The sequence below is a fragment of the Flavimaricola marinus genome (genome assembly GCF_900184895.1).
Classification (GTDB): domain Bacteria; phylum Pseudomonadota; class Alphaproteobacteria; order Rhodobacterales; family Rhodobacteraceae; genus Flavimaricola; species Flavimaricola marinus.
In genome coordinates this window covers 1-21,888 of sequence record NZ_FXZK01000017.1, presented here as the reverse complement: position 1 = coordinate 21,888, position 21,888 = coordinate 1, and the positions used below count along the sequence as shown (strand labels likewise).

Genomic DNA, 21,888 nt, shown 5'->3' with positions numbered 1-21,888 from the left:
GATGAGCCACCTGCTCGACAGATTGAACTTCCTCCAGTCCAGGGACCTTGAACAGTTTTCCGATGGCTTTGGCAAAGTCACCCGCGAGAACCGCGACTGGGAAGACACATACCGCAACCGCTGGCGTCACGATAAGGTCGTGCGCTCCACACATGGGGTAAACTGCACCGGGTCGTGCAGCTGGAAGATCTACGTGAAATCCGGCATCGTCACCTGGGAGACGCAACAGACCGACTATCCGCGCACGCGGGCCGACCTCCCCAACCATGAACCGCGCGGCTGTGCCCGAGGCGCAAGCTACAGCTGGTATCTCTACAGCGCGAACCGGGTGAAGAACCCGCTGGTCCGCGGACGGCTGATGAAGGTCTGGCGCAAGATGCGCGAAACCATGAGCCCGATTGAGGCCTGGACCAAGCTGCAGGCCGATCCGATCCTGCGGGCCTCCTACGTGGAGACCCGCGGCAAGGGCGGGTTCGTGCGCGCCACATGGGACGAAGCGACCGAGATCACGGCGGCTGCCAATGCCTACACCGCCAAGACCTATGGCCCCGACCGCGTGTTTGGCTTCTCCCCGATCCCCGCGATGTCAATGGTCAGCTACGCCGCCGGCTCGCGCTACCTGAGCCTGATGGGCGGCGTCTGCATGTCCTTCTACGATTGGTATTGCGACCTGCCGCCGGCCTCTCCGATGACATGGGGCGAGCAGACGGACGTGCCGGAAAGTGCCGACTGGTACAATGCGGGCTACCTGCTGCTCTGGGGCTCGAACGTGCCGCAGACGCGGACACCGGACGCGCATTTCTACACCGAGGCGCGCTACAAGGGCACCAAGTCCGCCGTGATCTGCCCCGACTATTCCGAGGCCGCCAAGTTCGGCGATGTCTGGCTGAATGCCAAGCAGGGCACCGATGCAGCCTTGGCCATGGCCTTTGGGCACGTGATCCTGCGCGAGTTCCACCTCGACCGCCAGGCCGCGTATTTCGAGGACTATACCCGCAAGTACTCCGACTTCCCGATGCTGGTGAAACTGGACGAACGTGACGGGAAGCTCGTCCCGGGCCGCTTCCTGCGGGCCGACGATCTGGACGGCAAGCTCGGAGAAGAGAACAACCCCGAATGGAAGACCGTCGCCTATGACGAGCAATCCAAAGGGCTTGTCGCCCCCAATGGGTCGGTCGGCTATCGCTGGGGCGAAGACGGGGAGTGGAACCTCGAAGAAAAGGCACATGAGGCGGACACCAGCCTGAAGATGTCCTTCGTTCTGGACGAAGACCATGACGATGTGGTCGGCGTCGATTTCCCCTACTTTGGCGGGGAGGCGTACGGTCAGTTTGCGACCGACGCCGATCACCCCAGCGTGCTGACCCGCAACATCCCCGTCAAGAAGATCAAGACGGCGGATGGCGAGATTTCCGTGGCCACGGTTTTCGATCTGTTCTGCGCCAACTACGGTCTGGATCGTGGACTGGGCGGGGACTGGGTCACCTCGGACTATGCCGATGACATGCCCGGCACCCCTGCCTGGGCGGAAAAGATCACCGGGGTTCCGGCCGACAAGATCATCCATGTCGCTCGGGAATTCGCGGACAACGCCGAGAAGACACAAGGCAAGTCGATGATCATCATCGGGGCCGCGATGAACCACTGGTTCCACATGGACATGAACTATCGCGGTGTCATCAACATGCTGGTGATGTGCGGCTGCGTCGGCCAGTCCGGTGGTGGTTGGGCGCATTACGTGGGGCAGGAAAAACTGCGCCCGCAGACTGGCTGGCAACCTCTGGCCTTTGCGCTCGACTGGAACCGTCCGCCACGCCACATGAACTCGACCAGCGCGTGGTATGCCCATACCGACCAGTGGCGCTACGAGACGCTTGAGGCCTCGGAGATATTGTCACCGACCGCCCCCGAGGGGGATTGGGACATCAGCCTGATCGATTACAACATCCGTGCGGAACGCATGGGCTGGTTGCCCTCGGCACCACAGCTCAAGACAAACCCGCTGGAGGTCGCAAAGGCCGCGAAGGAAGCGGGCAAGGAAATCCCGGCTTATGTGGCCGAGAACCTCAAGTCGGGCGATCTGGAAATGTCCTGCGAGGACCCGGACAACCCCGCCAACTGGCCACGCAACCTGTTTGTCTGGCGCTCCAACCTGCTGGGCTCCTCCGGCAAGGGCCATGAATACTTCCTCAAGCACCTGCTCGGCACCGACCACGGCGTTATGGGCAAGGACCTGGGCGAAGACGGTCGCCAATTGCCCAAGGAAGCCAAGTGGCATGAAGACGCGCCGCGCGGCAAGCTGGACCTGCTGGTGACCATCGACTTCCGGATGAGCACCACGGCGGTCTACTCCGACATCGTTCTGCCGACGGCCAGTTGGTACGAAAAGGACGACATGAACACGTCGGACATGCACCCCTTCATCCACCCGCTGCAGGCGGCCGTGGACCCTGCCTATGAAAGCAAATCCGACTGGGAGATCTTCAAGGCCATCGCCAAGAAGTTCCAGGAGATCGTGCCGGGCTATCTGGGCAAAGAGACCGACATCGTCGCTCTCCCGATCCTGCATGACACCCCTGCCGAGATTGCACAGGACCAGGTGAAGGACTGGAAGAAAGGCGAATGCGACCTGATCCCTGGCAAGACGGCGCCGGCTTACGTGGCAGTCGAACGCGACTACACCGCGATCTATGATCGTTTCACGGCGCTTGGACCCGCGCTCGACAAGCTGGGCAACGGCGGCAAGGGGATCACCTGGAACACGGAGGAGGAAATCGACAACCTAGCGGCATTGAACGGCCTGCAGTTGGACGGAGCCGCGGCCGGACGGCCGAAGATCGACAGTGCGATCGATGCCTGCGAGGTCATCCTGATGCTGGCCCCAGAAACCAATGGCAACGTGGCCGTGAAAGCCTGGGAAGCGCTAGGCAAGGCGACAGGTCGCGAACACGCGCATCTGGCCGAAGGTGAGCATCACCAGAAGATCCGCTTTCACGACATCGCCGCACAGCCGCGCAAGATCATCTCGAGCCCGACATGGTCAGGGATCGAGAGCGAGAAGGTCAGCTACAACGCAGGCTATACCAACGTTCATGAACTGATCCCCTGGCGGACACTGACAGGACGGCAACAGCTCTACCAGGATCACCTGTGGATGTTGGCCTTCGGCGAAGGGCTCATGTCCTATCGACCTCCGATCGACCTCAAGACGATCACCAAGGAGGTGCAGGACGAAGGTGACACCCTTGTGCTGAACTTCATCACACCCCACCAGAAATGGGGCATCCACTCCACCTATACCGACAACCTGTTGATGCTGACGCTGAACAGGGGCGGGCCGGTGGTCTGGATCTCCGAAGTGGACGCCAAATCCGCCGGTATCGTCGATAACGACTGGATCGAGGTCTACAACACCAACGGCGCGTTGACCGCTCGAGCGGTTGTGTCCCAACGGATCAAGGAAGGCACGACCTTCATGTATCACGCTCAAGAAAAGATCGTGAACACACCGGGGTCCGAGAAGACCGGACACCGGGGAGGGATCCACAATTCGGTCACCCGCACGGTCCTGAAACCCACCCATATGATCGGCGGCTACGCCCAGCAATCCTACGGCTTCAACTACTACGGCACCGTAGGCTCGAACCGGGACGAGCTCGTGGTCATCCGCAAAATGAAGAAAGTTGACTGGCTCGACCGCGAAAAGAGCTGGAAAGCGCCTGCACAGGAGGCAGCAGAATGAGAATCCGCGCACAAATCGGCATGGTGCTGAACCTCGACAAATGTATCGGGTGCCACACCTGCTCTGTCACCTGCAAGAACGTCTGGACGAGCCGGGATGGCGTTGAATACGCCTGGTTCAACAACGTGGAAACGAAACCGGGCACCGGCTATCCGACGGACTGGGAAAACCAGAAGCGCTGGAAAGGCGGCTGGGAACGGACCAAGGCAGGCAAACTGCAGCCTAAGCAGGGCAGCAAGTGGCGCATCCTGTCCAACATTTTCGCCAACCCATCCATGCCGGAAATCGACGACTATTATGAGCCGTTCGACTTCGACTACGATCATCTGAAATCCGCCCCCGAGATGGAGGCGTTTCCGACGGCACGTCCCCGCTCCAAGATCACCGGCGAGCGTATCGAGAAGATTGAGAAGGGTCCGAACTGGGAAGAAATCCTGGGCGGCGAATTCTCCAAACGGTCCGAGGACTATAACTTCGAAGGCATCCAGAAGGAGATTTACGGGGAATACGAGAACACCTTCATGATGTATCTCCCCCGCTTGTGCGAACACTGCCTTAACCCGGCCTGCGCGTCCTCGTGTCCATCGGGTGCGATCTACAAGCGCGAGGAGGACGGCATCGTCCTGATTGACCAGGAGAAGTGCCGGGGCTGGCGGATGTGCGTCTCGGGCTGTCCCTACAAGAAGATCTACTACAACTGGGAATCCGGGAAATCCGAAAAATGCACCCTGTGCTATCCGCGGATCGAAAGCGGCAACCCGACTGTCTGCTCGGAAACCTGCGTTGGGCGCATCCGCTACCTCGGCGTCATGCTCTATGATGCCGACAAGATCGAAGATGCGGCCAACATGGAGAACGAACAGGATCTCTATGATGCGCAGCTTGGTGTCTTCCTCGACCCCAGAGACCCGGTGGTTATTGAGACGGCCCGTGCCGACGGCATTCCCGAGGATTGGATCAAGGCCGCGCAGGAAAGCCCGATCTGGAAGATGGCAATGGAGTGGAAGGTCGCCTTCCCGCTGCATCCCGAATACCGGACGCTGCCAATGGTGTGGTACATCCCGCCACTCAGCCCGATCCAGAACGCGGCGGAAGCCGGGGCGATCGGGACCGATGGTGGCATGCCCGACGTCAAGAACCTGCGCATTCCGGTGAAATACCTCGCCAACATGCTGACGGCCGGAGACGAAGAGCCGGTGGTGCACGCGCTGGAGCGTATGCTGGCCATGCGGTCCTACATGCGGACCAAGACCATCGAGGGTGTGATCGACGAGGCCATTGCGGCCCGCGTCGGCCTGAGCGGTCGCGTAATCGAGGACATGTATAAAATCATGGCCCTTGCAGATTACGAAGACCGGTTCGTCATCCCGACCACGCACCGCGAGCAGGTCGAAGAAGCCTATGACCTGCGTGGCGGCTGCGGCTTTACCGACACCAATGGATGCGGCGGCGGATCAACCAAGGGTTCCCTCTTCGGTGGTTCCAAAAGGCCCCTCAAGATGCCCACGGAGGCGATGTGATATGGACCGGACTTTGAAAGCACTCTCGCTCATTCTGAGCTACCCGACACGCGAGCTGCAGCATGCCATGCCCGAGATCGGCGCCGTTCTGGCCTCGGACACGCGTTTGACAGCAGCAGCCCGTCGGGCGTTGCGCCCGCTGGTGGAGGAGCTTGGCGGGCGCGACATCTATGACCTCGAAGAACAGTTCGTGCTGCTCTTCGACCGATCGCGGACCCTGTCGCTCAACCTCTTCGAGCATGTCCACGGCGAAAGCCGGGACCGGGGCGGGGCGATGGTGTCTCTGATCGAGACCTATCGCGCGGGCGGCTTCGAGCCGAATACATCGGAACTGCCTGATCACCTGCCGGTCCTGCTGGAATTCCTGTCGACGCGTCCCTTCTCGGAAGCACAGGACATTCTCGCGGATGCAGCCCATATCTTTGAGGCGTTGAACGCACGACTTGGCCGGCGGGAAAGCAACTACGGTGCTGTGTTTGCCAGCCTCTTGCAGCTGGCAGGCGCAAAGGCCGACCAGGGCGCAGTGGCCGAGATGCTGGCGCAGCCCGATGACGATCCTTCCGATCTGGAGGCCCTCGACGAGGTTTGGGAAGAAAGCGAAGTGCTTTTCGGCCCAGACCCGAATGCGGGGTGCCCGCAAGTTCGTGACATGCTTTCGCGCATGGACACACCCGTCAATCCCGCACCGCACCACGCGGCCGAATAGGGAGAAAGCACCATGTTTGCCAATTTCGATATCGATTTCATCATCTTCGGCATAATGCCCTATGCCGCGTTGACCATCCTCGTGGTCGGCTCGATCGCCCGCTACGATCGGGATCAATTCACGTGGAAGAGCTCATCGAGCCAGCTTTTGCGTCGCAAGCAACTGATCTGGGGGTCGATCCTGTTTCACGTCGGCATCATCACCGTCTTCTTCGGGCATCTGGTCGGGCTCTTTACCCCGGTCTGGGTGCTGGACGCGATTGGCGTGCCGTACTGGGTCAAGCAATGGATGGCCGTGCTCATTGGCGGCCCTGCGGGCATCGCTGCATTGATCGGTGCGACAATGCTATTGCATCGCCGCTTGGGCGACAGCCGTATCCGGATGACATCCAGCTGGGCTGACATCATTATCATGGTATTGATCTGGTGGCAGCTGGTGATCGGCCTTCTGACCATCACGCAGACCCTGCAACACATGGATGGCGCAGAGATGGTGCGTTTCATGACCTGGTCGCAGAGCATCGTGTCATGGAACCTGAACGCCTGGGCCATGGTGGTTGACGTGCACTGGCTCTACAAACTGCACATCTTCCTCGGGCTCATCATCACGGCACTGTTTCCGTTCACCCGGCTGGTGCACATGGTGTCCGGTTTTGCCGCGCCGTTCCGGTACCTGTTGCGCCCCGGATACCAATTGGTGCGCTCGCGGCGGCAGAAACCACTGCCCAAGCGCGCTGCGCCCAAAGCAACGCCGGCGGAGTAGGGATCATGAATGCAGCAATGTTTCCCGATCTGATCGTGAACGGCGAGCATGTGCCGCACACGCTCGTCGCCGCAGAAACGCAGAACCAGGACGCCCCAAAGGGCAAGCCCGGAATTGCCTGGCGGAAGGCGGCCAACGCAGTTGCGATCCGAACGCTGCTTCTGCAGGAAGCCCGATCACGCGGCATTGCCGCTGACCCGCAGGAGGTGGGGCCGGGCCGTTTCGAGACCGACGAGGAGGCCCGGATACGGGGCCTCCTCGAAGAGGCCATCGATGTCGGAGTCCCCGATGACGCTGCAATCGAGGCCGAGTGGAGCAAGGATCCCTCGCGCTTTCGGTCCCCGCCACTTTGGGAGGTGTCACATATTCTCATTGCCTGTGATCCAAGAGACGCGGAAGCCCGAGACCGTGCGTTGAACCGCGCCAAAAAACTGTTGGACATCGCGTCAAACGATCCGAAAGCATTTGCCGCCCTGGCCGCCCGCGAAAGTGACTGTGGGTCGAAATCCTCGGGCGGAGCTTTAGGCCAATTGGGTCCGGGAGATACAGTCCCGGAATTCGAGGCCGCACTGCGCACTCTGGCTGAGGGGGAGGTCACATCCGAACCGGTCCTGACACGGCACGGGTACCACATCATTCGCATGGACGCTCTGGCCTTGGGACAAGTTCTCCCCTTGGCTGCGGTGCGTGCCAGGATTGCGGAGGCGCTCGAAAAGGCCGCATGGGCGCGCGAAGCGCGGCGGTTCGTCGACCAGTTGGTCCAATCCGCAGATATCGAAGGGGCGGATTTGAAGCAGGTCTGAACGGGAGGAAGGACCGATGGCGCGAGATCGAGACAGACGTCTGAACACGGCACGCAGCGCAACACATCGCCTTGGGACGCTAGAGAATCCATTGGATTTCATGGCCGAAGACCACCTGCGTGAGCGGGAAGTCTGCACCCTGATCGATCGCATGGTGGAGGGAGAACCGGTCGATCACGAAGACATCGCAATGATGCGCACATTCCTGATCGACGATTTGCCAAAGCATCTTGCGGACGAGGAGAGTGACCTCTTTCCCTTGATGCTGGAACGATGCGATCCGGACGAGGAAATTGACAAGATGATCACGCGTCTGCAAGCCGATCACCGCCATGCGATTGGCGATTCCCCGGCTATTGCCGCGTTGATCGTGGCCCAAGCGGATCGCAAAAAGCCGTTGTCCGAAACGGACTGCGCCAAGATGTCGGACTTCGCCACGCATGCGCGGCGCCATCTGATCCTCGAGAATGCCATCCTCCTTCCGCTAGCCCGCGCGCGGCTGACCAAAGCAGATCTCGAAAAGATGCGCGCGCATATGTTGGAGCGCCGTGGACAGGCAACCGAACAAGGAGCGGAACATGCTGGCTGATCTTCTGGAGCGGAATGCCCGGTGGTCTGACACGATCAATGCCGAGGAGCCGGGTTACTTCCCGAGGCTGGCACAACAGCAATCGCCCGAGTTCTTCTGGATCGGCTGCTCTGACAGCAGAGTGCCTGCCAATGTCGTCGCCGGGCTGGATCCCGGCGAAGTGTTTGTCCATCGCAATGTGGCCAATGTGATCCACTCGAGCGACATGAACATGCTTTCGGCGCTTGAGTTTGCCGTCGATGCGTTGCGTGTTCGCGAGATCATTGTCTGTGGCCATTATGGCTGCGGCGGCGTGAAGGCCGCCACGGAGGACCTACCGCATGGCCTGGCCGTTCATTGGTTGGAGCCGATCCGCCGCCTGGCCCGCGCCTACGCCGTGGACCTCGCGCGGGAGGATTGCGCGGAAGCAAAGCAAGACAGGCTGGCCGAATTCAACGTCATCGAAGGGGTTCGGCGTGTTGCGGAAACGCCGATCATGCAGAGAGCTTGGCGCGCAAAAGCCAACATCCGCATTCACGGGCTCATCTATGGCCTGAAGGACGGGCGGTTGCGCGATCTCGACAGCACTGTGGGCCCGGGGCATTTCCAACAGGAGGCTGCAAAATGACTGTTCTCACGAGGATCGAAGAGCAGGGGTGCGGATGCGGCACTGCTGATCATCCGGGGGATTTGATATCAATCGATGAAGCGGTTGCGCAGATTTTGCGGAACGCGGGACACGTTCGGGAGTCCGAAGAGGTGGCGCTTGCCGGGGCGCGTGGCCGAACTCTGGCCGAACCTATTGCTGCAATCGCGGCCGCACCCCCGTTTGACAATGCCGCGATGGACGGGTTTGCGCTGAACACGGCCTGCCTGGTCGGGCCGGGACCGTGGCGGCTTCCCGTTGTCACCCGCATTCCGGCAGGGCAGCGCGGCTCGGAACCGCTGCCGATGGGCGCGGCAGCACAGATCTTTACTGGCGCTCTGATGCCCGATGGTGCGGATGCGGTCGTGATGCAGGAAAACGTCCGACGCACAGAAAACACCATTATCGTTTCGCATGAGATTCTGGCAGGCGCGCATGTCCGGCGCAAGGGCGAGGACATGGCGGCGGGCGACATGGTTGTCCCTGCGGGCCGCACCCTGACGGGGCGTGATATCGCAGCCTGCGCGGCAGCAGGGCGGGCAACCGTTTGCGTGCGCCGTCGGCTTCGGGTTGCGCTTGTTGTCACCGGTGATGAAGTGAATTCCCCCGGCCGGACATTGAGCTCTGGCGGCATCTGGGATGTGAATACGCCGATGCTAAGCGCTCTGATCCCTGCTCCGGAGATCGAATTGGTCGATGTCCTGGGGTTTCGGGACAATCGCGCAGCTCTGCGGCAGCAGCTCAGCGCGCTTGCCGACGAGGTCGACCTGATCGTCACCACCGGCGGGATATCGGTGGGTGAGGAAGATCATGTCAAACCCGCCTTGAGTGATCTTGGTCTGGATATGGTGTTCAGCGGCGTTGCGATAAAACCCGGCAAGCCGGTCTCGTACGGTCGTTTGGGACAGGCGCATTGGCTGGGGCTGCCAGGCAATCCGCTCTCCGCATTCGTCACCTGGCAGCTTTTCGGAACGGTGCTTTGCCAGTCCCTTGCCGGGAACAGCGCGTCATCGCCCGACCGCCGTCATGTGGTGCTGTCACAGGAGTTGCGCCACAGCTACGGGCGATGCGAAGTGCGGCTCGCGGAAATCTCAGGTTTCGACAGCACAGGCCGTGAGATCGTCCGCTTTGACAAGACCACCCATTCCGGCCGCGTGGCGCGGCTTCCCGCAGCAGATGGCGTCATTTTGATTCCGTCGGAAGTTGAAGTTCTGCCGGAAGGTGCGCTGGTCGAGTTCCAGCCCTTCCGTGATTGATAAAGGAAGAAAGACCATGAAGATTGCTTATACGATGGGCCCTGGGCGCGGTGATACCGATCAGTTGCTTTTCACTTTGGCGCAACACCTCGCGTCTGACGGGTATCGAACATGCGGCACGGTTCAGATCAACACGGATTGTGGCGCGCATCCGTGCGACATGGATGTCAAGGTGCTCCCGGATGGGCCTGTGTTGCGAATTTCCCAGAACCTCGGGGCCGGGGCGAGGGGATGCCGACTGGACCCTGCCACTCTCGAAACGGCTGTTGGACTGGTCGAGACAGGGCTTGAGGCCACCCCGGAGCTGCTGATCGTGAACAAGTTCGGAAAGCATGAGGCCGATGGTCGGGGGTTCCGTTCGGTGATCGCAGAGGCCATTGCGCGCGATATGCCCGTTCTTGTTGGGGTCAACGCATTAAACTTGGAGGCCTTTCAAGACTTCGTGGGCCCTGAAGCAACAGAGCTCGAGCCTTCCCTGGAGGACTTGGTCCGTTGGCTACAAACTGTGTTGAACAAGGAACGGGATGTGGCCTGAGACCTTTCACGCCGCATCTGTGATCTCGGTCAAGGACGGATCAAGGGTTGTCGGTGAGAATGATCAGAACATGAGCTGATTGAAATGGCTTTTGGAAGACAGGCAACAATCGCGCGACATTTTTTCCCGGAATCAAGTCGGGGCATGATCGGAGCAGATCGGAACATCAATGACGGACACGCTGAAAACCTACATGAGCCGCAATGTACCGCGCTACACGAGTTATCCGACTGCCCCGCACTTCTCCAAGGCGGTAAGGCCAGCGGATTACGCCAACTGGCTCTCCTCGCTCTCTCCAAAGGAACCCGTATCTCTCTATTTGCACGTTCCCTATTGCCGCGAGCTTTGCTGGTATTGCGGGTGCAACATGAAGTTGGCCCGAAAAGATGCGCCTGTCGCGCAATACGCGCAGACGCTCAACCAGGAAATCCGTCTTCTGGCCAAACAATTGCCGGACCGCATGTCGATTTCTCATTTGCATTGGGGTGGGGGGACACCGACGGCGCTGGTGCCGGATGATCTGGAGCGCGCGATGCAGAGCGTCCGGGACAATTTCGACATCACCGCTGACGCCGAACTTGCCATCGAGAGCGATCCGCGCACGCTCACGGATGAAATGATCCGGCGGATCGGACAGTTGGGCTTCACCCGCGCCAGTTTCGGCGTGCAGGAATTCGATCCGAAGGTTCAGAAAGCCATTAATCGCGTCCAGCCACCCGAAATGGTGCGCCATTCGGTCGAAGAGTTGCGCCTGGCAGGGGTGGCGGGCATCAACTTCGATTTGATCTACGGCCTGCCGCACCAGACTGTCGCCACGCTGCTGGAAACGATCCGCCTCTGCATCGACATGCGCCCGGACCGGATTGCGCTCTTCGGCTATGCACATGTGCCTTGGATGGCCAAGAAACAGCGACTGATCGATGAAACCGCGCTGCCGGGGAGCGCAGAACGGCTTCGACAATCACAATCGGCCGCCAGCGCGCTGGTCGAGGCGGGGTACGTCGCCATCGGACTGGATCACTTCGCACTTCCAAACGATTCCATGGCGAAAGCCGCCAAGGCAGGCACCCTGCGGCGCAATTTCCAAGGCTATACCACGGATCGTGCCGAAACCATGCTCGGGGTTGGATCGACATCCATCGGTCGCACCCCTTCGGGATATGTGCAGAACCTGTCGGAAACCGGGGCTTGGGCACGGTCCATCGACGCCGGTGTTTTGCCGGTCGCCAAGGGCGTCGCCCTGAGCCAGGATGATACTTTGCGGGGCCATGTGATCGACCGGCTGATGTGTACCGGCGAAGTTGATCTTGATGCGGCGGCCCTGCGGGCCGGTGTCTCGCAGAATTGGTATCACATCCATGAGCAGGAATTGGCCACGCTCGAAGCGGACGGACTGATTGCGCGCCGTGCTGGCCGGATCTCTATGACCAAGGAAGGCGCGCCGGTTGTGCGAGTGGTTGCAGCAGTCTTTGATGCCTATCTTGCGACCAATATCGCGCGGCATGCAGTGGCGGTCTGATGAACGTCAGGTCCTCCGGGCGGGGGGCCGCAGAACGGCACTTGAAGAACGAAAGGAGAGATATTAGTTAGTAATAGATAACTAACTAGGACAACAGAAATGCCGCGCAAATCCGCCGATGATCGCAAGGCAGAGATCGTTGCAACCGCCCTGAGGTTGGCTGATGAGCTTGGGCCGGACCGGCTTACGACCCAGGCAGTCGCGGATGCCGTTGGGCTGACCCAACCCGCGATCTTCCGACATTTCCCGACGAAACAGGCCCTTTGGCAGGCGGTGGCAGAGGTCATCACTGAAAGGATGACAAACGCATGGCAGGGAGCACTGGCGAAAGAGCGTGAGCCGGATCGACAGCTGGTCGCGCTCGTTCTCGTTCAATTTCGCCAGATAGAAGCCAATCCCGCGATCCCCGCGATCCTGCATTCACACGAATTGCAAACCGAAAACAGCGATCTGCGGCAGAGTTTCCGCGTACTGATGACGCGGTTTCAGGGACTGCTGCAGGCAGAGCTCACCCGCGCCCGTGATACGGGGCGCGTTCGCTCCGATCTTGTCCCGGAAGATGCCGCGGTCCTGTTGATTTCGCTGATTCAGGGGATGGCGCTGCGTTGGTCACTCGGCGACCGCTCGTTCCCGCTTGCGACAGAGGGCGAGCGACTTCTCGACGCGCAGATGCGCCTGTTTCGGGGCGCCCCAGACGGGGAGCCAAGCTCATGAAACGCAGAACACGCCGAAGCCTCGTTGCCATTGCCGTCATCGCATTGATCGTCATGGCCGGTTGGTTCTTTCTGACCGAACGCCCCATCGCGGTGCAGGTGGTCACCATCGATCGGGATGTTCCGGTCCGGATCTACGGACTTGGCACGGTGGAGGCGCGCATCGTTTCCCGGATCGGGTTCGAGGTTGGCGCCGCCTTGACCGGTCTGGAGGTCGATAATGGCGATGCCGTTGCGCGGGGTCAGATACTGGCGCGACTGCACGCCGCCGAACAGGAGGCCCGGGTGGCACGTGCCGCCGCATCCGCCGAAGCGGCGGACGCGACACTTGGACGAACCCGCGCGAACGTCGTGCGTGCACGTGCCGTTCTTGCACAGCGTGAGGCGACCAATACCCGTCAACAAGCCTTGGCCGTCCGCAACACGATCTCTGCGCAAAGAGCGGAGGAAGCGCAGCGCGACGTGGACGTCGCGGCCGCGGAGCTTGCCGTGGCCGAAAGCGATATCGCGGTCGCGCTGGCACAACGTGCCGATGCCGAAGCTGCATTGCGCTACGAGCAAGCGCTCCTCGATCATCATGTTCTGAGGGCACCCTTCGACGCGATTGTCGTTGATCGACATGTCGAGGCGGGCACGGTCGTGCGTGCGGGCGAGCCGATTTTCACGCTGATGGACCCCACAACCGTTTGGACACTGGCTTATGTCGACGAAGCGCGTGCCGGTGCCATTGCCTTGGGCCAGTCGGCAGAAGTTCGGCTGCGGTCGCTGCCACACGAGGTCTTTAGCGGCACGGTGGCGCGGATCGGTATCGAGAGTGATCGCGTCAACGAGGAGCGGCGCGTCTGGATCGCCTGCGACCGCTGTCCGCCGCAAGTCTATCTGGGAGAACAGGCCGAAGTCAGGATCACCGTCGCTCTTCTGACCGAAGCCTTCCTTGTGCCCGAGATTGCCGTCAGCGGTTTCGATGGGCACCAGGGCCGCGTCTGGGTGGTGCGGGACGAGAAACTGACCGAGGTTTCTGCGGTGTTCGGCCACCGCACGGAAGACGCACGGCTGGAGATCGTGAGCGGACTGGCCGAGGGTGACCAGGTGGTCTCGGCTCCCGCGAAAGGCCTGTCCGAAGGGCGGATGGCGCGTGTCTTGGGGGGAGGGGCATCATGAACCTCGCCTACCGCGATGTGCGTCACAACCTGTTTCGATTTGTGCTGACCTGTCTTGGCCTCAGTCTGCTGATGGCGGTCGTGCTGGCGATGATCGGGATCTACAATGGTCTGGTCGCCGACGCATTAAATATCGTGAAGGCACCGCAAGCCGATCTTTGGGTGGTGGAATCGGGCACGCAAGGCCCATTTGCGGAGGCCTCAAAGATCCCCGGCAGCACGCGTGATGCCGTCGCCCGGCTGCATGGCGTGGCAGAAGCGGGCAGCATCACCTACCAGACCGTCGAGGCGCGCCATGCGGGCGACACACTGCGCCTGTATGTCATCGGCTATGAGCCAGGGCGCCCCGGCGGGCCGCAGGCAATTGCCGAGGGGCGCGGTATCACGCAGACCCATTTCGAACTAGTGGCCGACCGGCAGACCGGGCTTGTGGTCGGCGACCGCATCCGCCTCGGCCGCAACAGCTTTGCTGTCGTTGGCCTCGTCGAGGATACGATGAATTCGGGCGGCGACCCTGCCGCGTTCATCACACTCGTCGATGCGCAAACCCTGCAATCGCAACTTGCCCCGCCAGCCCAGCGAGTCCAGACCGCGCGGGGTGCCGGCCTGCTGGAAAGCGCCGACACCGTTGCGGCGGTCATCGCCCGGCTCGAACCCGCGGCCGATCCGCAGGGTGTCGCCACCACTGTTCGTCAGTGGAAGCACCTCGGCGCGCTGACGCAGGCAGAGCAGGAGGCGATCCTGATCGGGTCGGTCGTGGACCGCGCCAAGCGGCAGATCGGCCTGTTCCTCGGTATTCTGCTGACGGTCTCGGCCGTGGTGATCGCGCTGATCATCTACACGATGACGATGGAAAAACTCAAACAGATTGCCACCTTGAAGCTGATCGGCGCGCCCGATCGCACCATCGTCAGCCTGATCGTGCAACAATCGTTAGCCCTGGGTATGGTTGGCTGGAGTTTCGGCCTGATCCTGATCCTGCTGGTCAAGGACTACTTCCCCCGCCGCGTCGTGCTGGAGCCGGTGAATGCGGCGGCACTCGGCGGGATTATCATCGTGGTTTGTATCGTCGCCAGCGGGCTTGGTGTCCGCGCAGCGCTGAAGGTCGATCCGGCAACAGCGATCGGAGGCTGAACAATGGATGACGCGCGCCAGCCCCTGATCGAGATCGCCGGCGTCTCCAAGCATTTTGGCGAGGGCGAGGCGCGCGTCGATGCGCTGCGCGACATTGGCCTGACCGTACGCCGTGGCGAGGTGGTCGCCCTGCTGGGCCCATCGGGTTCGGGCAAGACCACACTGCTCAACGTCATCGGCTGCATTATCGCGCCGACCGTAGGCCGGGTGACGCTGGACGGCGAACTGGTCTATGACAACCGCGCCCTGCGCGGCGATCTGCGCCGCCTGCGGCTCGACAAGATCGGCTTCATCTTTCAGTTCCATAACCTGCTTCCGTTTCTCAACGCCTGTGACAATGTCGCCTTGGTGTTGACGCTGGCGGGTCGATCGTCTGCGGAGGCTCAAGAGCGGGCTGTGGAGTTGCTCGATTATCTTGAAGTAGGCCATCGCAAGGACGCCATGCCGGCACTTCTGTCGGGAGGTGAAGCGCAACGCGTGGCCATCGCACGTGCCCTCGCGAACAGCCCGCGCATCATTCTGGCGGACGAGCCAACGGCGGCGCTGGACAGCAAACGCGCGGGGATCGTGATGGATCTGTTGCGCAAACTGGCTGCCGAACAGGATGCCTGCATTGTCGCTGTCACCCATGACGAAAAGATCTATGACCGCTTCGACCGGTTGTTTCACCTGCGCGATGGGGTTCTGGAAGATCAAGAGGAGGAAGTGTCGTGAAGAACCTTTCAAACAGAAATTGGCCAATGAAAACTGCTGCAGGCGTCGCCATTGTCTTTGGAGTTCTGACCATACTGTCCGGTGGCAGAGTGCTTTTCGGTGGTGAAGCTGCGCAGGCAGCAGCTGGCAACGCGGTTTACTTCGTATTGTGGTTCAATTTTCTATCGGGGTTTGTCTATGTTCTGGCTGGTGTTGGGATAGCGATGTTGCGTCGCTGGGCGGTTTGGATCGCTATCACAATAGCTGTCTCGATCGCGGCTGTGTTCGCACTTTTTGGTCTGCACATCTATGGGGGTGGAGCCTTCGAGATGCGCACGGTGGGCGCGATGACCTTGCGCCTCATCGTTTGGGTGGCCATTGCCATCATCGCAGGCAGGACCATTCTTGCTAAACAACACATCGCAGAGTGAATTAAGTTCATTCGCTTCAACGCTTGGAGCCCGGTGTTAGGTGAACTGGCTCCATGCATGTTGCTGCAAAAGCGCAATCGATCTTGGGAATGCTAAAGCTACGGCGGGAACACCCGCATCTTCCGAGCTAAGGTTTGAAATATGCTTGTGACAGCGAGTTTGTGCTAGCGCAAAGACGCTGCGACCGACTCCGTTAGGATGAAAGTTTAGGCACTCGTGAGGCTGATATGCAAAGGCCCAAATGTGACGACCTGAATGATCTCTCGCTATGCGCGCTGATGACGCAATGGCCGCAAACAATTCCAGTTTTCATTAAGTATAAAATGTTGTGCGTCGGTTGCATGGTGAGTTCTTTTCACACGGTCGAAGACGCCAGCAAAGAACATGGCGTTGACGATGCACTTTTTAAGGCTGACCTTCGCAAATGTATGGGGTGTCAGAAAACGCCAGAAATCTAACCACGTCACCGAGGCCTCGAACTGCTTGGAATAATCGTGGCAAGACTTTGAAACATGACGAGTCAGGTAAATGCAGACTAAGGCTCTGCTTCAATGAGGCGCAAGGTAAATGGCGATGCAAGAATTTCGCAAAAAGGAAAGATCTTGGGCGTGACAAAAACTAGCATTCTGATCTTTGCACTTGTAGCTAGTGCTGGGCCATTGCTTGCCGACACGGTTTGTCGGTTGGAGCTTCAGGAACGAGCTGGCCCACAGTTGATGGCAACACTCACAATGACTGATGCAACCGCAACTATTGAGTATGAACCTCAGACCGGATTTCTCTACCCGTTCACCTTCGATTGTTCTTCTATTGAAAAACTAATCTGTGTGACCGTCAATCGGTGGTCTCTACATGCAATATCCTTTGAGTATCCTTCATACGCAATTACGCTTTCAGTGCTCGATAGAGAAGCGTATGGCACTGCGGCGACAAATACCACAATCAGATTATGGACAATCATTAACTGTGTCGGTGACACTGAGTTTGACTGGCTCAGTCGGAGACCATAGCGTTACAATCCGCAGTTTGCGGGCCTGTGCTTCGGGAGCCAGAGTTGCCGTTTGATGTGCGACGGTAGACGTAGTCCAGAACGGTCCATTTGAATTAGAATGAACATAATAAGCCTTACGCGTATTTATACTTATTGTTGCGGTAGTATATTATCGTATGTATGCTGAGCCTTGTTGCAAAGGGCCCTCAGCATGCGTCATCTACTCAAGAAACTCCTCCCCTCGTTCGCAGTCGCTTTGGCTGTGGCGGGTCTTCCGCTGCCGATGGCCGCCCGCGCGCAGACCTACCCGATCGATTGCGCGATCCTCTTGTGCCTGTCAGGCGGTTGGCCTGCTTCCGTGCCATGCGCCAGAGCTCGCGCCGAATTCATCCGACGCATTACGCCATGGCCGGTGGAACCGCCGCTACAAATCTGGCGCTGTCCTATGGGTGTTTCCTATGAGACTGCCCCAGCACCAAGCAGTGCAGAACGCATCTTTGAAGCGTTCTTCCAGAACAACAACACTGGACCGCGACAATCCTTTCCAGCGCGCGATGCCGCTGACCCAATTGAGGCTGCATGGCGCACTCCAGAAGCCCCAGATGACCTTGTTCGCGCCGATCGGGCCCTTCGGCTTGTTCAGGACCGCGCGGACATCGACATTAGCGGACCTGAATTCAACTTCGTACGATCCATCCGAGTCTTTGATGTCCGGTATGCCCGACAGCACGAATCCGGTCGTGATGGTGACTGCAACCGTAGCGCCACCGTGGTCCTCGGCACTTATGGCATCCAAGGTGACTTCGCCTGGCAGAGGTCTTCCATAGCCGCCCTACCAGCCGACCATGTCGGTCTCGAACGCTGGGGCCAGAATTGCCCCGGCATCTATCACCGTTCCGTGTTCGTCGATTGGCGTGACTATGAGGGCAATTATGGGTTTGAGCAGGTAAACTACTGACCTACCGCTGCATTGGCTGGCCACGGAACCCGGCTCCTTTGAATTGTACGACGGCACCGCTTACGCATCGCGGTCCACAGGCTATTTGGCGTTTCGGCAACCACTGCGGGCTCTCTGTCCTCACCCGCCCTCGTCTCTTCCGATCCGCGTGAGCGCGTCGAAGTCAATTTCCTGTTTCTGTTCCGCAGTGAGATCCGGCCGGATTTCCGACACCGGTTGGGGCCCGTGGACGTCCCACATCACCGCATGCGCGCCTGTAGTCCAGCGATAAACCCAACCAACAACGCTGCACCCATCGGTCCCGATCAGATTGGCGATCGCGACGCCCTCACCTTTATCATCGTTCACTGTTTACTGACTTCCTGCACTGTGGCGCTGAATTTGCGGCATGGTGTCATAAGGCGCTCACTCGCGCCGCAGGCCGCACGTGGTGGATGTTGGCTAACTGCTCTTCATTGAGGTAGCTGATCTCACGCGGGGACATCCAAAGCAGAACGCCCCAGAATTGCATTGTTTTCAAATCTTGTGGTCGGGCTCCGTGGCGGCTTCGACGATCGCCAGAACCTCCGATAAGTCGAAGCCAAGCGCCCGGGACAATACGATGAACTCGACAACGTCGATCCGTCGCTGGCCACTTTCAATGCGCGCCACGAGAGACTGATGACAGTCGAGCCTGTCCGCCAAGTCTTTCTGCCCCAGACCCGCGTGTTTTCGGGCCTCGACCAAAGACTGACAAAGGGCCAGATGCCCGGTACTCCAGATTGTTTTCGACACGCGTCACATACCTTTTGTGACGTCGCTAGCGGATGAAATCTGTTATCTAAAAAGTAGATATTTGAGGGTGTTATCGGCGTCTGGTTTCCAAGGGATGCAAGTCTGATGCATGCCCAGTGGCCCATCAATCCCCCACCAGTTCCAGAAACCGCCCGTAGTCCTGACTGACTTCGCGGGCTTCTTCGAAGGCCCGCGCACGCTCCAGCTCGAGGCAGCGGAAGTAGTCCTGAATGTCCGCGATGTAGACCTCGAAGTCCTTGCGGATGATGTCGGCATAATCCCGGGCCGCTTGCGAATCGCTTGGGACAAAAGGCCGGACCGGGGCAAGACAGGATCCGGCTTGGCTTGCGACCGGAACGAGCATCAGCAATGCCACAGCCTGCATCGTCACCCACCGGCTCAACCGCAGGTTTCTGAAACCCCTATTTTCCTTGATAGACGCCAATGGCCGTGCCTAGAGTTTGAGTAACTGAGATACAGCCGTATCTGCCGCATTATATCTTGCGGTTAATAATATACTATCGTAACTCTGGGCTTCAAGTGGGAATGCCCGGATGTTGCGTGTTTGAAGAAAGCGTGAGCCGGGCCATGAACTGGGACATCGAAGCACCAAATGTGGTTACGGAAGCACGTTTCCGCGAACTCGTGGAAAGTGGCTATAGCGCTGAAATCCTGTGTCAGGAGTCGGCACATAAGAAGGGCCCCAGCTATTACGGGGTCTGGATCATGCGTGTGGTCTCTGACGAGGGCGTGGAAAAGTTGCTGGTCACAGCCCGTACCCGAACGACCTATAACGACATCAAGATCCGCGAGTTCAAGACCATTACGGGCGTGGTCTCCTTCCTTATCGGGATCGGCTTCTCCCATGCCGATGTCCCGCTCGAGGAAGGCCAGCGGACAACGCACAAACTGGCTACAACCGACAAGGGCGGCAGCAAGTAGCCTTCTCCTTTTCTGGTATCTCGCAGGTCCCGCCACAGCGCAAATGGTACTGGTCATGGAGAGCGATGGCTCTCTGACCCCGTCCCGCTCCCAGGACAGCTTTGCCCGCAATTACAATGACGGCATTGGCCAGGGGTCCGCTGCTGATGAGCTGGCGATCCTCGGTGAGATTGACGTTAAGCCAGACGAAATCCAGATGGCAGCCCTCTCGCGGCCCGCTCCCCTGCCCCGTGCCGAAGTTCTCTCGGCCATCGAGGCCACCGCCCTCCGCTATGCCAGTCATCCCGGGCTGCGCCGCACGGATCTCTCGGTTCGTGATTGGCTGACGCTCTACCGTGCCAATATCGAAGTCGAGAGCGCCTATCGGCAGGATGCGGTCTCGAGCGCTGGCGCCATTGGCCTTGGTCAATTGATGCCAGCAACCGCCCGCGATCTCGGTGTCGATCCACGCGATCCGCTTCAGAACCTCGACGGCTCCGCCCGCTACCTCGCGATGATGCTGGAGACATTCGGCGATCCGCGTCTGGCGCTGGCTGCCTACAACGCCGGACAGGATGCAGTGCGCCAATACGGCGGCATTCCCCCCTACCGAGAAACCCAGAACCACGTGGCCCGAGTCATGGCCGTCGTGGCCCGATTGGAAGGAACAAATTCATGAAACACATATCCAACCTGTTTATTGCCTCACTCGCGCTGTTACTGCTCATTGCAGAACCGGCTCTTGCGCAAAGCATCGATCTCTCGCCGATTCAGAGCCTGTTGCAAGGCATCGTCGATGCGCTGACCGGCCCGCTTGGCGTTGTCATCGCCACGCTGGCCGTGCTCGGCGTTTTCTTGAGCTGGTTCTTCAACATCATCGATCTGCGACAGGCGCTCTGGGTTCTTGTCGGCATCGCCGGTGTTGCCGCCGCTCCCACCATCGTTGCCGCGGTCTTCGCCGGTGGCTGAGCGATCGCCCCTCTTTCTGGGTCTCGTGCGCCCACCGAAGCTTCTGGGCCTGCCCATCATGTATGCGATGGTCTGGCTCTTTGGCTCGGTGCTGCTTTTTGTCTGGATCCAGCACATTGCGGTGCTGGGCGTGGCCGCCCTGCTCTACCCCGTGCTTTGGAAGGCCGCAGACTGGGACCCGCGCTTCATCGACGTGATGATGACCGCGTTGCAGGAGACGCCACCGACGCGGAACCGTTCCATCCATGGCGGGGACAGCTATGCACCCTAATACAGCCTTGGACGAAACGCTCGATCTCCGCACGATGACGCCCGACTGGTATGCCCGCGAAACTCGCCTCGCGCATATGCTGCCTTACGTCAGCCTGGTCGATGACCGCACCGTACGGACGCGGGTGAACGAGCTCTTCCAGTGCATTCGGCTCGACGGGGTCAACAGCTACACGACGGATGATGCCTATCTCGACAAGGTGACGGCGCTTTTTGCCCGGATCATCGCGCAGCTGGGGCCGGAGTTCAGCTACTACGTCCACAAGGTCTCGAAGGCGATCACGCCGGACCTCGAGCCAGTGCGCGAGGACAGTTTTGCTGGAGAAGTGGACCGGCTCTGGCGCAAGAAACTCGAGAGCAGTGGCCTGCGCGACAAAACCTTGACGCTCAGCGTTATTCATCGCCCGCCTCCCAAAAGCGTCCTGCCCTTCCTGAACCGCAGCGCGCCAGACCGGCTGAAGGAAGCAACCGAGAAGCGTCTGCGTCGTTTGGGCGAGGCCGTAAGTGTGTTCGTGTCGGGCCTGACGGAGCTGAATCCGCGCGTCCTGTCGGCCAAGAGTGGCGAGTTGATCGGGTTTCTGGGAGCCCTCAACACAGGTCAGGAACTGCCGCTCTATCCGACAAACACCTACGGCTTTCTGTCATTCAACGTGGCCAACACGCGAGTGACGTTTCAAGGAGATCACTTCGAGCTCTCCGAAGGCGTCGTCGGCCATCGCTACGGCAAGAGCTTCACCATCGGGGAATACTCCGAGGCCACCTCCTGCACCATGTTCGACATGCTGAACCTGCCTGTCGACATGATCGTCACGCACTC

General features: G+C 59.8%; 25 protein-coding genes and 1 pseudogene. 23 read left to right on the top strand and 3 right to left on the bottom strand.

Annotated features, from left to right (window positions below):
* The first annotated feature begins 1 nt into the window (after position 1).
* The 18 genes from LOM8899_RS21115 (at position 2) to LOM8899_RS21035 (ending at position 18,137) form a co-directional block, all read left to right on the top strand.
* Positions 2-3,742, top strand: a complete 3,741-nt coding sequence (locus LOM8899_RS21115) for a nitrate reductase subunit alpha (protein ID WP_093994257.1) — start codon at positions 2-4, stop codon at positions 3,740-3,742.
* The gene (gene narH / locus LOM8899_RS21110) at positions 3,739-5,262 is read left to right on the top strand and encodes a nitrate reductase subunit beta (RefSeq protein ID WP_093994234.1); all 1,524 of its coding nucleotides are present in this window, start codon (positions 3,739-3,741) and stop codon (positions 5,260-5,262) included. The genes LOM8899_RS21115 and narH overlap by 4 nt, the downstream gene beginning before the upstream one ends.
* A 1-nt stretch (position 5,263) precedes the next feature.
* A complete protein-coding gene (gene narJ / locus LOM8899_RS21105; RefSeq protein ID WP_072779869.1) occupies positions 5,264-5,968 on the top strand; it encodes a nitrate reductase molybdenum cofactor assembly chaperone in 705 nt (234 codons plus the stop codon).
* Positions 5,969-5,980: 12 nt separating this feature from the next.
* Positions 5,981-6,730, top strand: a complete 750-nt coding sequence (narI, locus tag LOM8899_RS21100) for a respiratory nitrate reductase subunit gamma (RefSeq protein WP_072779868.1) — start codon at positions 5,981-5,983, stop codon at positions 6,728-6,730.
* 5 nt (positions 6,731-6,735) lie between these two features.
* A complete protein-coding gene (locus tag LOM8899_RS21095; RefSeq protein ID WP_093994233.1) occupies positions 6,736-7,533 on the top strand; it encodes a peptidylprolyl isomerase in 798 nt (265 codons plus the stop codon).
* A 100-nt stretch (positions 7,534-7,633) separates the two neighbouring features.
* The gene (locus tag LOM8899_RS21090) at positions 7,634-8,122 is read left to right on the top strand and encodes a hemerythrin domain-containing protein (RefSeq protein ID WP_245820687.1); all 489 of its coding nucleotides are present in this window, start codon (positions 7,634-7,636) and stop codon (positions 8,120-8,122) included.
* Positions 8,112-8,729 carry a carbonic anhydrase gene (locus LOM8899_RS21085; protein WP_093994231.1) on the top strand — a complete coding sequence of 206 codons (618 nt, stop codon included), beginning with the start codon at positions 8,112-8,114 and terminating at the stop codon, positions 8,727-8,729. Before LOM8899_RS21090 ends, LOM8899_RS21085 begins: the two co-directional genes overlap by 11 nt.
* Complete coding sequence (locus LOM8899_RS21080) at positions 8,726-10,003, top strand: molybdopterin molybdotransferase MoeA (RefSeq protein WP_093994230.1); 1,278 nt, start codon at positions 8,726-8,728, stop codon at positions 10,001-10,003. Before LOM8899_RS21085 ends, LOM8899_RS21080 begins: the two co-directional genes overlap by 4 nt.
* 16 nt (positions 10,004-10,019) lie before the next feature.
* Entirely contained in the window at positions 10,020-10,538 is a 519-nt protein-coding gene (locus LOM8899_RS21075; RefSeq protein ID WP_093994229.1) for a DUF2478 domain-containing protein, read from the top strand.
* A 169-nt stretch (positions 10,539-10,707) separates the two neighbouring features.
* On the top strand, positions 10,708-12,057 hold the full coding sequence (hemN, locus tag LOM8899_RS21070; protein WP_093994228.1) for an oxygen-independent coproporphyrinogen III oxidase: 1,350 nt from the start codon (positions 10,708-10,710) through the stop codon (positions 12,055-12,057).
* A 99-nt stretch (positions 12,058-12,156) separates the two neighbouring features.
* Entirely contained in the window at positions 12,157-12,771 is a 615-nt protein-coding gene (locus LOM8899_RS21065) for a TetR/AcrR family transcriptional regulator (protein ID WP_072779861.1), read from the top strand.
* The gene (locus tag LOM8899_RS21060; RefSeq protein WP_072779860.1) at positions 12,768-13,931 is read left to right on the top strand and encodes an efflux RND transporter periplasmic adaptor subunit; all 1,164 of its coding nucleotides are present in this window, start codon (positions 12,768-12,770) and stop codon (positions 13,929-13,931) included. Before LOM8899_RS21065 ends, LOM8899_RS21060 begins: the two co-directional genes overlap by 4 nt.
* Positions 13,928-15,064, top strand: coding sequence for an ABC transporter permease (locus LOM8899_RS21055; protein ID WP_093994227.1), 1,137 nt, complete (start codon positions 13,928-13,930; stop codon positions 15,062-15,064). The genes LOM8899_RS21060 and LOM8899_RS21055 overlap by 4 nt, the downstream gene beginning before the upstream one ends.
* Before the next feature lie 3 nt (positions 15,065-15,067).
* Positions 15,068-15,778, top strand: a complete 711-nt coding sequence (locus tag LOM8899_RS21050; RefSeq protein ID WP_093994226.1) for an ABC transporter ATP-binding protein — start codon at positions 15,068-15,070, stop codon at positions 15,776-15,778.
* Positions 15,775-16,188, top strand: a complete 414-nt coding sequence (locus LOM8899_RS21045; protein ID WP_306456565.1) for a hypothetical protein — start codon at positions 15,775-15,777, stop codon at positions 16,186-16,188. Before LOM8899_RS21050 ends, LOM8899_RS21045 begins: the two co-directional genes overlap by 4 nt.
* 227 nt (positions 16,189-16,415) lie before the next feature.
* Complete coding sequence (locus LOM8899_RS21040; protein ID WP_093994224.1) at positions 16,416-16,646, top strand: DUF1858 domain-containing protein; 231 nt, start codon at positions 16,416-16,418, stop codon at positions 16,644-16,646.
* A gap of 93 nt (positions 16,647-16,739) precedes the next feature.
* On the top strand, positions 16,740-17,198 hold the full coding sequence (locus tag LOM8899_RS23275) for a hypothetical protein (RefSeq protein WP_133065084.1): 459 nt from the start codon (positions 16,740-16,742) through the stop codon (positions 17,196-17,198).
* Between the two features lie 192 nt (positions 17,199-17,390).
* A complete protein-coding gene (locus LOM8899_RS21035; RefSeq protein WP_245820674.1) occupies positions 17,391-18,137 on the top strand; it encodes a hypothetical protein in 747 nt (248 codons plus the stop codon).
* A 120-nt stretch (positions 18,138-18,257) separates the two neighbouring features.
* Here the strand turns inward: LOM8899_RS21035 and LOM8899_RS21030 are convergent, their stop codons facing one another.
* The 3 genes from LOM8899_RS21030 to LOM8899_RS21020 all read right to left on the bottom strand — a co-directional run bounded on the left by LOM8899_RS21030 (position 18,258) and on the right by LOM8899_RS21020 (position 19,296).
* A complete protein-coding gene (locus tag LOM8899_RS21030) occupies positions 18,258-18,485 on the bottom strand; it encodes a hypothetical protein (protein WP_093994223.1) in 228 nt (75 codons plus the stop codon).
* A 168-nt stretch (positions 18,486-18,653) separates the two neighbouring features.
* Positions 18,654-18,911 carry a helix-turn-helix domain-containing protein gene (locus LOM8899_RS21025; protein ID WP_093994222.1) on the bottom strand — a complete coding sequence of 86 codons (258 nt, stop codon included), beginning with the start codon at positions 18,909-18,911 and terminating at the stop codon, positions 18,654-18,656.
* Positions 18,912-19,035: 124 nt separating this feature from the next.
* Positions 19,036-19,296 (bottom strand): hypothetical protein, encoded by a 261-nt coding sequence (locus LOM8899_RS21020; RefSeq protein ID WP_093994221.1) that lies wholly within the window; start codon positions 19,294-19,296, stop codon positions 19,036-19,038.
* Positions 19,297-19,499: 203 nt separating this feature from the next.
* Between LOM8899_RS21020 and LOM8899_RS21015 the strand changes: the two genes are divergently transcribed.
* From LOM8899_RS21015 to LOM8899_RS20995, 5 genes and pseudogenes are all read left to right on the top strand, one after another.
* Positions 19,500-19,853, top strand: coding sequence for a hypothetical protein (locus tag LOM8899_RS21015; protein WP_093994220.1), 354 nt, complete (start codon positions 19,500-19,502; stop codon positions 19,851-19,853).
* Between the two features lie 43 nt (positions 19,854-19,896).
* Entirely contained in the window at positions 19,897-20,511 is a 615-nt protein-coding gene (locus tag LOM8899_RS21010) for a lytic transglycosylase domain-containing protein (RefSeq protein WP_093994219.1), read from the top strand.
* A complete protein-coding gene (locus LOM8899_RS21005) occupies positions 20,508-20,801 on the top strand; it encodes a TrbC/VirB2 family protein (RefSeq protein WP_093994218.1) in 294 nt (97 codons plus the stop codon). The genes LOM8899_RS21010 and LOM8899_RS21005 overlap by 4 nt, the downstream gene beginning before the upstream one ends.
* On the top strand, positions 20,794-21,072 hold the full coding sequence (locus LOM8899_RS21000; RefSeq protein WP_035252740.1) for a VirB3 family type IV secretion system protein: 279 nt from the start codon (positions 20,794-20,796) through the stop codon (positions 21,070-21,072). Before LOM8899_RS21005 ends, LOM8899_RS21000 begins: the two co-directional genes overlap by 8 nt.
* Positions 21,062-21,888, top strand: a pseudogene (locus tag LOM8899_RS20995) (VirB4 family type IV secretion/conjugal transfer ATPase); the annotation flags it as partial. The gene LOM8899_RS21000 and the pseudogene LOM8899_RS20995, both read left to right, overlap by 11 nt.